Below are 11804 nucleotides of genomic sequence, written 5' to 3'. Positions count from 1 at the left end.
AGGAGGAAATAATGATGGATCGTCTCTCATCATTGCGTACACAAAAACGGGCTTACGTGTACGGTGTTGTTGAACAAGTGAACGGCGAATGGGTGTTTTTTGACGAAGACGATGAAGCACATGAGTTTACAAGTTTGCCTGAGGAGGTTGAACTTTTTCGCTTCGGTCAATGGGTAAAAGGATGGCTTAGTGAAGATGGGGACATTTATGTGACAGAACGGTATACATTAAAAAACGGTGATCGTCTTCGCTACATCAAACCGTTGTCGCACGCATACGAACAATGGCTTTCCCAGCTACCCGACCACGCGTTTTTCCATTTTATTCATTTAATGAACGAATGGAACTTTTCCGTATACGATTGTTTGTATTGTTATAACTATATGTTATTTGCTGAAAAAGGGGTGAATTTTTTAATGTTTGATAATTCACTGGATATGTGCAACGTGCAACATTATTTTGACGACAAACAACATCGATTCGAGCTGACGTTGCAAACGGGAAAAAAAATCATTGGTGTCCAACTCGATCATTAAATGATAGATTTACTTCCTTGCAACACTTGTTTTTCAAATTGTTCCGCAGGAAGAGGTTTAAAAATGCCGTACCCTTGCGCATAATGACATTTTAATCGTTTCAACAATTTCATTTGTTCAGCCGTTTCCACACCTTCTGCGACAACATTTAAACGCAAACCATGACCCATCGTAATAATCGATTTGACGATCGCAATGTCCGAACGATCTTTATGAAGTTGATAAATGAACGATCGGTCAATTTTCAACGTACGAATCGGCAAATGCTTTAAATAGCTAAGCGATGAATAGCCTGTGCCAAAATCATCAATCGACACATGTACGCCAAGCTGTTGAAGCTGCTTCATGACGTGAATGCTGTAATACATGTTGCGCAGCATCGAACTTTCCGTTAATTCCAAATGCAAACAATGTGCAGGAAGTTTTGACTCGTTGAGCGCTTGTTGCACATCTTCAAAAAACGTCGGATGTTGAAATTGCGTCGCTGAAACATTGACAGAAACGATGAATGAATCGAAGCCGAGATCGTGCCATGTTTTCGTTTGCATGCATGCTTCAGTAAGCACCCATCGCCCAAGATCGTGGATGAAGCCAATTTCTTCTGCAATCGGAATGAACTCAAGCGGAGAAACAAGGCCGATTTTCGGATGTTTCCAGCGCAACAACGCTTCACTACCAATAACTTTTCCTGTCATTAAGTCCATAATCGGTTGATAGACGAGAAAACATTCGTTTTTTTCAAGTGCCTTTCGCAAATATCGCTCCAGCTCGACGCGATACATCACTTGCTCGTTCATTTTTGTGGCGTACAATTTTACGCCGTTGCCGCCTGTTTGTTTCGCGCGATTCACCGCTGTATCCGCATTTTTTAATAGCGATTGGGCATCCACACCGTCCGCTGGATAAAAACTAATCCCAACGCTTGCGGTTAAAAAAAACTCTTTTTCTTCATATACAATCGGCGCCGCAATATGTTGAAGCAGCTTTTTTGTCCATTCAACGACCGTGTCTACATTCGCTTGCTCAGTAAACAACAGGCTAAACTTATCCCCACCGAAGCGACCTAAATGAGCCCCTCGGGGCAATACGTTTTTTATTCGTTCGGCTATTTGTTTTAATATTTCATCCCCACCGTAATGCCCAATCGTATCGTTCACGATTTTAAAACGATCCATATCCACAAACAATACAGCAAGCGTATTACCTGTTTCTTTCGCTTGATCGATCGCTTGTTTTACGATGTTTGTAAATTTCAATCGGTTCGGTAGCCCCGTATCGACATCGTGATAGGCGATATATTTCATATGCTCTTCCGCGCGCTTTTGTTCAGTAATGTCGCGACCGATGCCATAAATGCCAACCTTTTTTCCGTCAACGATAATCGGAACGTTTTTAATTTGGAATAAATATACTTCTCCTGATTTCGATGGAATTTCTAAATTGTATTGTTGCACTTTCCCTTTTAACGCGCGATAAAAATAGCGGCGCACGCGCGGAATATCTTCTTTTTTAATGTAATGAAGCGAGTTTGTATGCAAAATTTCTTCTGCCCTATACCCGAACACTCGTTCAAACGCCGGATTGACGCTTGTAAAATTACCTTCTAAATCGGTGGAATATACAATATCTGGATTATGCTCGAATAAAGAGCGGTAATATTGTTCCGATAGCTTCATTTTTTGACGCATCTCGTCCATATCCGCTCGACAATCGTCAACAACGAGGGCACAAATGACTGCTTGTTCCGATGCATCCCCAATCATCGGAAAAAGCTGCGCTTGGGGCAAATGATGATGCACGTACTGTTCGACTTGCATCCGAAACGAAGGGGAAAGCGAAGAAACAAAAATCGTTAGCTGGTCGTACTCATATAAACGATAGTCGCTCACCCATCGTTCCCAATCCGCAAACGTGTGGCAAACCGTTTGAAATAATTTCATCCCCTTTTCCCACTCTTTCTTTCTCTTTATATTTTTAGAATTATCAATTAATTTCATTATAGCACATTTCCATATGGTAGAAAAAGATAAAAGTTGGCGAATATGCCAACTTTACGAAAAGAAAGAAAAGCCAAATGGTAGTTTAAATCCGAGATATAGCACGATCACAAACGCAACAATGAACTGAAGCCAAAGGACGTTCGTGTTTTTTCCTTTTGCCGTCCGAACGAGAATCATTTCCATCATTCCAATGACCCATAAACCGACAATCACTTTCACGATATAAAGGAACGGAAATGAAGACATGCTATGTAAAATCCATGCCCCTGTCGCGATGATCAAAATGTAAAATAAGCGCAACAACATGTGTACCATTTTTGTTTTTTCATGTCCTTTTGCTTGAAACGCAATCGCAACGACAAATAAAATAAGCGCGACAACCCACGTCGTAATATGTGCATGTGTCATACAGATGCTCCTTTCTTTTGATTTCATATATGCCCATCATAACACGTCCATATGACATTTGAAAAAGAAAACGCTCACCTTTTCTATTTACTTTCTATATTCACTTCAAGTATGTTATATATGTGACGATCGAAATAGGAGGGATTGACGTGAAAACAGCACAAATCATTGAACTAACAGAAAAATACGGCGCAAATAACTATCATCCACTTCCAGTCGTTTTATCAAAAGGCGAAGGTGTATGGGTAGAAGATCCAGAAGGGAATCGTTATATGGATATGTTAAGCGCTTACTCTGCGGTCAACCAAGGACATCGCCATCCGCGCATCGTACAAGCGCTCATTGAACAAGCAAATAAAATTACATTAACATCCCGAGCATTCCATAACGATCAGCTCGGTCCATGGTATGAAAAAGTCGCGAAATTAACAAAAAAAGAAATGGTTTTACCGATGAACACAGGAGCGGAAGCGGTAGAAACAGCCGTCAAAGCGGCGCGCCGCTGGGCGTATGACGTGAAAGGCGTTCCTGCCGATCAAGCGGAAATTATCGTTTGTGAAGATAACTTCCACGGTCGGACGATGACAGCTGTATCGATGTCATCAAACCCAGAGTACAAACGTGGATTCGGTCCAATGCTCCCAGGCATTAAAGTTATTCCGTTCGGCGATGTCGAAGCGCTCAAGCAAGCCATTACACCAAATACAGCAGCGTTTATTTTTGAACCGATTCAAGGGGAAGCGGGCATTAACATTCCGCCAGAAGGGTTTTTAAAAGCCGCATATGACGTATGTAAACAACATAACGTGTTATATATTGCTGACGAAATTCAATCCGGTCTTGGCCGTTCTGGTAAAATGTTTGCGTGCGATTGGGAAGAAGTAGAGCCAGATATGTACATTCTCGGTAAAGCGCTCGGTGGCGGCGTATTCCCAATTTCATGCGTTGCCGCAAACAAAGATATTCTCGGCGTATTTAATCCGGGATCGCACGGATCGACGTTCGGGGGCAACCCGCTTGCTTGTGCTGTTTCGATCGCTGCGCTTGATGTAATCGTTGAAGAAAAATTGCCAGAGCGCTCATTTGAGCTCGGTCAATATTTCCAAGAAAAATTGCGCGAAATTAATCATCCGCACATTAAAGAAGTGCGCGGCAGAGGACTATTTATCGGCGTTGAACTGCATGTTGCGGCACGCCCATATTGTGAAAAACTACAACAAGAAGGGCTATTATGTAAAGAGACGCATGACACAGTCATCCGCTTCGCTCCACCGCTCGTCATTACAAAAGAAGAGCTCGACTGGGCCATTGAAAAAGTGAAAAAAGTATTTGAACAGTAAAAAGCTGGGGCACCCCAGCTTTTTATTTGACTACATTCCGTAACGTCCCGATTTGATCAATCGTAATTTCAATCACATCCCCCGACTGTAAAAAGCGCGGCGGATTCATTCCTTTTCCAACACCAGCTGGCGTTCCTGTCGCAATGACATCCCCTGGCTCTAACGTCATCCCTTTCGACAACGTCGCAATGATCGTCGGAATGTCGAAAATAAATTGCGCTGTCGTTGCCGATTGTCTCACTTCGCCATTTACTTTCGTTTCAATATGTAACGCATGCGGATGAGCGATCGCTGACCGATGAACGATCCACGGTCCCATCGGACATGACGTATCTAAACTTTTGCCAAGCAAATATTGTTTATGTCTTTCTTGTAAATCGCGCGCAGTCACATCGTTTATAATCGTATAACCAAACACGTAATCGAGCGCCTGTTCTTTCGGAATCGCTTTTCCTTTTTTTCCAATCACAATCGCAAGCTCTCCTTCATAATCTAGCTGATCCGTCACATCCGCATGGCGTAAAATCGGTGCCTCATGTCCGATCACTGTCGTTGGCGCTTTCGAAAATACAATCATATTTTCGCGATCCGCTATACTTCCCATTTCTTGCGCATGATCGGCATAATTTTTTCCGATACAAAAAATGTTTTTTGTCGGACGTGGAATCGGCGCAAGCAACTGCACATCGTGAAGTTCATACGTCCACTCTGGCTGTACGCGCTCAAGCACACGTTGCACTTTTTCAATGAACAATTCCCCAAGTTCGACGCATTCAATCATCGTATTCGGTATCGTTTCATCCGCTTTCGATAAATGAACGACCTTTTGCTCGTGTACAACCCCGACAAACACATCCGATCCCGCATATGCTGTCACAAATTTCATTTTCCATCCCCTCTTTCGTATGATCGAACATCACTATTTTCTCTTTTTCACGTGTAGACTCCTTTGTAAAAAAATTATTTTTCAGCATATTATACTATTTCCTTTTTCTTCAGAATATGTATAATAGTTTATACGTACAGTCATTTACAGACTGTTAACGAAAATGAAAAATGTTGGTGAATCTTATGTCTCTTTCCCTCATCGAAAAGAAAAGACGACAATTAATTGAATTGGCACAAACGTACGGTTTTTCTGCGAAAGAAACGATCCAATGCAGTCAAGAGCTCGATGAATTGTTAAACAAACATTTAAAAGAAGCCGTGCTTTTCCATAAAGAAAAAGAGGACAAGCCTTGTACGACATGATCTGTTCATGTCGTTTTCTTTTTTCCGTATGTCATCCATCGCCATACTCGCTCCATCGGTCCGATGCGATATGTTTTCAACCACCAATGGCTCCATACGACTTGAATGACATACACGATACATGCGACAGCGAGCGCTTGTTTCGGTGTTACTTTTCCATACCATCCGAAGCCATATGAATAAAACAACGTCGTACAAATGATCGATTGCGTCAAATAATTTGTTAACGCCATTTTGCCAACAGGAGCAAAAACATGAACGACTTGCGATGCCATAAGCGAAAATGCAGTAAAATAAAACAAAGCAAGCGCAGGTCCTCCAATCATATCTTGCGCATACGTTGTCACAATATTTTTTTCGACATAAGGCAACATTTTAAAAATGACGCCGACAACGAACGAACCGATGCACCACTTGTTTATCGTTGCGCGATTTATGTTCATGTCATGAAACCATTTTTCTTTTGCGATATATGCCCCAAATAAAAAAAACGGCAAAATCGTTAAAATAAAAATGAACGCTTGTGTAAACGAGTTGACGTACAACCAATCATACGCCCGCTGCATAAAAATTTGTTCCCATGTCCCTTGTTGGTAGTTCGCGACAGCTTGCTTCGCTAACGTCGGCTCTGAAAAATCGACATCGCCATATTGTTTCCACATCACCCACATCAACATCGTTGAAACGCCAGCCCAACCGCCCCAAAGCGAAAGCGCAAAGCGCCGCAACGTCTTTGCCCTTGCCCGAAAAAACGGAAAAAGAAACAACCCAACGATCGCATAACCGATTAAAATATCGCCATGCCAAATGAAAAACGCATGAAACATCCCAAATAACAACAACGCAAACAAGCGGCGTAAAAAAGTGACCCGGAATTTCTCGCCCCCTTTGTCAAGCATGATCCATGCTCCCCAGCCGAACAACATCGAAAAAAGCGGATAAAAGCTCGCTTGCGCAAATATATCAACAAATGCGAGCAGGAAGCGATCAAGCCCATCTTTCGCAAACACCGTGGCATCGACATACAGCGTCGGAAGCGAAAAATCAAGAACGTTCACAAGCAAAATGCCAAACAACGCAAAACCACGCACCGCATCAATCATTGAAATACGCATAATCTCCCTCCTTTTCCATTTCAGCGTAAAGAAAAAAAAGACCGCTGTCAATTGACAACGGTACATGCCATTATATCAGTTGTTAACTATTCATTTTCCAAAAAACACATCTTCCATCGAACGCTCTTTTACATTTAGCTCATACACATTTATTCCGCTGTTGCATAGCATACGTACACATGTCGGAATGGAATCCTCATGATATAAAGAACAATAAATATAATGATGATCATGGTATATATGTGCTATCTCATCACTCATTGTTTGCTGCAAACGTTGCGCAGCATAATTATAGTCTCCCTTTATTTTAATAACTATCTCCACGTGCGAGACACCGCTCTTCTTTAATTGTTCAATTGTTCCGATTTTCGAAATGAGCCCATTTTCCATAATGGCTACCTTATCACAAATTTTCTCCACTTCGTACAGATTATGAGAAGTCATAAATATAGTTAAACCTTCATTTGATAAGCGCTTAATCATTTCTTGTATAGCAAATGCCGACTCGGGATCCAGTCCGGAAGTCGGTTCATCCAAAAATATGACCTTTGGATCTCCAATTAACGCTTGAGCAATACCGAGTTTTTTCTTCATTCCAAACGAATAATGTCCAACTTTTTTCTTCTCATGTCCATTTAACCCAACCTGTTCTAATAAATCATATATATTCTCTTTTTTCACTTTCGTCCGCTTTAATTGGGCAAAAAACTTCAAATGCTCTATTGCATTCATATGGAGATAATAATTGCTCACATCAGGCATAACTCCTATATATTTTTTGATCTCATCCATATTTCGATGGCTAATTCCATTTATAAAAAATTTCCCTTCTGTAGGAAGGCATATCCCCGTCAACATGTTTACTGTCGTTGTCTTCCCAGCCCCGTTTTTCCCTAAAAACCCAAAAACTTCTCCGTTCTGAACATGAAATGACACTCCTTTGACAACTAGCACGTCCTTATATCTTTTTTTTAATTCATGTACTTCAATCATATTCATTAAAAATCTCTTCCTCTCATGTACAAAATAACAAGTAACACAATAAGAAAAGAAAACAGTAACGGAACAAAGATATACAACCCATTCTCCATCATATAGTAATAAGGAAACATATATTTTAACATACTTATTCGGGCATCAAAAAGAGACCATATACCAATGATAGGAATAAGTAAGCCTACTAGTATCCCCAAGAACATCGTATGGTTGGGTCTGTGCACAAATGAAGAAAGTAATATAGCAATGGCAATTACAAAACTTAAAAATGATAAAAGTTTGATCAATTCCATGATATAAAATTCGTTTGAGTATAAACTAACAATAGAAAAAGAGATGAGTAAGCAAACTCCCCAAAAGAGAAAAATCCCTAAAAACTTTCCAAAAATAATGGCATCACGAGAGCATTTCGTTACTAGCAAACGCATCGTTTGATGCTCTATCTCCTTATTCACACAATCATGTGATAACGCCATCACAAACAATGTTCCTAAAAATAACACAAGAGCGCGAATGCTTGAAACAAAAACCGGCACATCACCGTTATTCATCAATAATGTTTGATGATTCGAAAAAAATTTTCCAGATAGAAAACTAATTGATAAAAACAAAATAATAACCAACATAGACTTCCATGTTTTAAACAAAGATTTAAACTCTTGAATACAAATTGCCCACATCATTTTATCACTCTTTCCGTTTCACCTTTCTTGACAACATGTAGATTAGCTGCATAAACATTATTGTAGCAAAAATAAAATCGTATGGCGGCTTATTTCTAAACAGAAGATATAACACAATAAGGATGGATAAAATAATATATCGCACAAAACATTCCTCCCTTGAGAACTACAACAAGATCAAAACAAAAGATCCTATGAGCAAACAACAGCACACATACTTCAAAAAAGAAGTGTACCTTCTTTTTCTTACGTCCATAAGAACAGAGAAACATGAGAACAAGAGAGAGTAGATCCATATTTTTATGAAAAATAACCACTTAAAATCCATAAAAAAGACATACATAATAGCAAACAATATAGTAAACTTTATATTAAAAAACAAAACTAGGTAATCCAAACTCTTTTTAATAACACAAAACTTAATATCATAAAACTCTAAAAATCGATTCACTTTCCCTATTCTTCTTTTCAGCTTTACTTGATAATGAATAAACGAGTGTATTACAAACACAAAATAAAAAATAATAAATTCTAAATGATATATATCATTTTTATACAAATACAGAGCATAACAAAGCACAAACAAAGACATATATGTAAAATCATGAAGATTCTTTTTATCTCTAAAAAAAAGGGTTATGATCGTACGAACAATAGGATCACGAACCCTTCTTATGAAGGGGACATATAAGATATTGTGTAGCCTATTGCTTACATCAGAATCTTTTCTACCATCATAGTTAACAGCTAACAACTTATCAACAAAAATCATATGGAATATAAAGGATGCTGGAACACCCCAGAAAATAAAGCTATCAAAATAATCCTTTGAAATTTGAAAATAGTCTATTCCTAGAGTAAAATAAAAAAACATAATAAACAATATTTTACTGATCCGTACTGTTACTTTCGAAATAAACATATATTCAATCAATGGAACAAAAGACAAGAGTGCGAAAGTTCTTCCAAAATACAGTACACTTAATTCCCACGGTACATCCAAAGAAAAAAAAACAACAATATTCAAAATATACCATCGAACCATGTCTCTTGAAAAAACTCTGCAAATAATATTTAAGTATGAAACTGTGCGTGCAGATATCGGAGTAGTATACACAACATTCAAAAACCTCTTTGTCGCATCACCTTTTTCAATTGATATAACTATTATGTTTAAAAAAAACAAAGTAAAAGGGACTATTTTCAGAACGATATTTTTGTTATAACTACACAAAATGAATGCAAATATTATATTCAAAAATAGCGAAAAAAGCCATGGATAGAGTTTATTACTCTCATTTTCTACAAATCTATTATATAAACGATAGTATACGATATAAGCTTTTAACATTTTATCCACTTCCACGTTAATTCTTGTTTAAACTCAATATTTTTCTTTCCTCTATAACATAGAAGCGGTCTATTATGTTACTCGCGACTTCCCTTATATGTGTTGTAAACAAAGTCATTCCTCCCGTTTTTTTGCGCTCGAGTATTATTTTTTTTATTTCCTCTACAGAATTGGAATCTAATCCTTCGAAGATTTCATCACATACCAGCAAACAAGGCTGAGCCAACAAAGCTGCCAAAAACACCACTTTCTTTTTCGTACCAAAAGACAAACGGGATATTTGCTTATCTAGATAGGATTCAAGACAAAGCCTCTCAACTAGCTCTTTCTCCTCATTTTGACCATAACTTTTCCGAAAGAAATTTCTCACAAACAAAAAGTATTCTCTTGGAGTAAGTAAATCACAAAAGGAGAATTCATCGCTAGGTACAAAACAAATGAGTTCCCTCAATAATTCTCTCCTTATTTTTCTGAGATCATAGCCTAAAATAAAAACATCTCCTTCTTCAAACGATTCGTACCCAGCCACACATCTTAAAAAGGTAGTCTTACCAACCCCATTTTCTCCACCCAAATGAACAATTTGTCCACTTTCGACATATAATTGTGCACTTTCGAATATCTTCATATCTTTAACTTTTTTTGTAAAATCTCTTACAATTAGTCCCGAACCAGTAGTCATTGCACTCCCCTTCTTTTTCTTATATAATATATACGTGAGAAGAAAGGGAGTGGATTTGCTTTTTTCACTAGGTACTTCCTTTACCTAGCGTTTGTTCAGCAATAAAAAGTCAACAGCTATAAATTTTTATAGTCCTAACAACTTTGCAATATATTCGATAACTGATGATGGCAAGCTAGACAGATATGAAATAACAGCTTCCACTCCCCTAATAATCGCATCTACAATGGCACTTCCTGCAATCGAAACAATTGCCTTTTTAATCCATTCCGCTAACTTATCCCAATTTTTAACCAAGTATTGAGCGATTTTCTTGATTAATGCTAACATGTTATCACGTCCCTTTCTACATCTTTTTCTACAAAACAGAAAGCAAATCCAACTCCCGTTTCTGATTCTACTAAAAGTGAAAAAAATAAAAAATCCGTATTTTACGCCAATTTTTAGCGGAAATTCGCCATTTTTTCTAATAAATATTGAAAATTCCATTTCTAAAAAGTAAAATCTAGTATCAGAAAGGGGAGTATGGCATGCCTATTCGATTATTGATCACGAGTTATGATTCTATCTATCTACTCGGATTAAAGTCACTATTATCAAATGAAAAAAATATAGAAATCATTGACTATACATATAACTATCCAGATAAGTACATATGTTCTATTTCCTTTGACATATTAATTATGCACATTCCGTTTCTTAATACAAAAACGATTGAATGGATTAGATACGCAAAGAAACAATCACCTCTCGTTCACTTTATACTTATATGCCCCTGCTATCATCCCGCTGTTGTTTCGACAGCATATGAAGTCGGCGTATCAGCAATCGTCACAAGTGAAATATTTCAAACACAACTATCAAATATTTTGCAACAAGTAGCTAATGGGCAAACGTTATTCTTAATTGAACAACAGCCACTTCTGTGCAAATTAAATGATATGGAAATCCGTATTTTACAGATGATTGCAAATGATTATACAAATAATCAAGTAAGTGAAAAACTTAACATAAGTAAACGTACAGTAGAGCGCCATCTTTCTTCTTGTTTTGAAAAGTTGGGTGTCCATTCAAGAGCGGGGGCAATTGCTGCTGCGATGCGACTAAAACTCATAGAATAAGTGCTAGCCTCGTTTAGCTAGCACTTATTTTTTAATTCACATATCTTCCTGTCTTTCCTATTGATTGCCAATATTCGTTGCGCAAATGTACTTTTTGTATTTTTCCTGATGCGGTTTTTGGCAATTCTTGAACGAATGTGACGCCGGTGATGGCTTTAAAATGGGCAAGTTTTTCACGTGAAAAGGCGATCAACTCTTGTTCTGTCACTTCTTTTCCTGGACGGACGACGACGAATGCATGCGGCGTTTCGCCCCATTTTTCATGCGGAACAGCGATGACTGCCGCCTCTAACACCGCTGGATGCTCGTACAACACCCCTT

13 protein-coding genes are annotated in these 11804 nt (G+C 38.4%); 4 read left to right on the top strand and 9 right to left on the bottom strand.

What is annotated here, in order from left to right:
* Positions 1-536: DUF2777 family protein (locus tag V7Z64_RS08355; protein WP_442885110.1), on the top strand; the 536-nt coding region annotated here is incomplete at its 5' end.
* Here V7Z64_RS08355 and V7Z64_RS08350 read toward each other — a convergent pair.
* Entirely contained in the window at positions 533-2476 is a 1944-nt protein-coding gene (locus V7Z64_RS08350; protein ID WP_042534527.1) for a putative bifunctional diguanylate cyclase/phosphodiesterase, read from the bottom strand. The genes V7Z64_RS08355 and V7Z64_RS08350 overlap by 4 nt on opposite strands.
* Positions 2477-2587: 111 nt before the next feature.
* Positions 2588-2944 carry a YisL family protein gene (locus V7Z64_RS08345; RefSeq protein ID WP_042534529.1) on the bottom strand — a complete coding sequence of 119 codons (357 nt, stop codon included), beginning with the start codon at positions 2942-2944 and terminating at the stop codon, positions 2588-2590.
* 149 nt (positions 2945-3093) lie between these two features.
* Between V7Z64_RS08345 and V7Z64_RS08340 the strand changes: the two genes are divergently transcribed.
* Positions 3094-4284: an ornithine--oxo-acid transaminase gene (locus tag V7Z64_RS08340; RefSeq protein WP_021094004.1), complete on the top strand. Its 1191-nt coding sequence runs from the start codon at positions 3094-3096 to the stop codon at positions 4282-4284.
* A 22-nt stretch (positions 4285-4306) separates the two neighbouring features.
* Here V7Z64_RS08340 and V7Z64_RS08335 read toward each other — a convergent pair whose 3' ends face one another.
* The gene (locus V7Z64_RS08335; protein WP_021094003.1) at positions 4307-5170 is read right to left on the bottom strand and encodes a fumarylacetoacetate hydrolase family protein; all 864 of its coding nucleotides are present in this window, start codon (positions 5168-5170) and stop codon (positions 4307-4309) included.
* Positions 5171-5355: 185 nt separating this feature from the next.
* On the opposite strand from V7Z64_RS08335, the gene V7Z64_RS08330 reads away from it, so the two are divergent.
* Positions 5356-5535 carry an aspartyl-phosphate phosphatase Spo0E family protein gene (locus V7Z64_RS08330; protein ID WP_020424565.1) on the top strand — a complete coding sequence of 60 codons (180 nt, stop codon included), beginning with the start codon at positions 5356-5358 and terminating at the stop codon, positions 5533-5535.
* 5 nt (positions 5536-5540) lie between these two features.
* Here the strand turns inward: V7Z64_RS08330 and V7Z64_RS08325 are convergent, their stop codons facing one another.
* The 5 genes from V7Z64_RS08325 to V7Z64_RS08305 all read right to left on the bottom strand — a co-directional run bounded on the left by V7Z64_RS08325 (position 5541) and on the right by V7Z64_RS08305 (position 10692).
* Positions 5541-6650, bottom strand: coding sequence for a DUF418 domain-containing protein (locus tag V7Z64_RS08325; protein ID WP_297988302.1), 1110 nt, complete (start codon positions 6648-6650; stop codon positions 5541-5543).
* 90 nt (positions 6651-6740) lie between these two features.
* Positions 6741-7649 (bottom strand): ABC transporter ATP-binding protein, encoded by a 909-nt coding sequence (locus V7Z64_RS08320; protein ID WP_334110047.1) that lies wholly within the window; start codon positions 7647-7649, stop codon positions 6741-6743.
* Positions 7649-8329: an ABC transporter permease gene (locus V7Z64_RS08315; RefSeq protein WP_297988300.1), complete on the bottom strand. Its 681-nt coding sequence runs from the start codon at positions 8327-8329 to the stop codon at positions 7649-7651. Before V7Z64_RS08315 ends, V7Z64_RS08320 begins: the two co-directional genes overlap by 1 nt.
* Positions 8330-9696: 1367 nt before the next feature.
* On the bottom strand, positions 9697-10362 hold the full coding sequence (locus V7Z64_RS08310; RefSeq protein ID WP_297988297.1) for an ATP-binding cassette domain-containing protein: 666 nt from the start codon (positions 10360-10362) through the stop codon (positions 9697-9699).
* 126 nt (positions 10363-10488) lie between these two features.
* Positions 10489-10692, bottom strand: coding sequence for a hypothetical protein (locus tag V7Z64_RS08305; protein WP_297988295.1), 204 nt, complete (start codon positions 10690-10692; stop codon positions 10489-10491).
* A gap of 200 nt (positions 10693-10892) precedes the next feature.
* On the opposite strand from V7Z64_RS08305, the gene V7Z64_RS08300 reads away from it, so the two are divergent.
* Positions 10893-11483, top strand: coding sequence for a helix-turn-helix transcriptional regulator (locus tag V7Z64_RS08300; protein ID WP_297988293.1), 591 nt, complete (start codon positions 10893-10895; stop codon positions 11481-11483).
* 31 nt (positions 11484-11514) lie between these two features.
* Here the strand turns inward: V7Z64_RS08300 and V7Z64_RS08295 are convergent.
* The coding region (locus V7Z64_RS08295; RefSeq protein ID WP_442885109.1) for an AMP-binding enzyme at positions 11515-11804 on the bottom strand (290 nt) is incomplete at its 5' end.

The organism is Anoxybacillus sp., assembly GCF_036834105.1.
Taxonomy (GTDB): Bacteria; Bacillota; Bacilli; order Bacillales; family Anoxybacillaceae; genus Anoxybacillus.
Note: the sequence above shows the minus strand (reverse complement) of the source record. Positions and strands in the feature narration are given on the sequence as shown.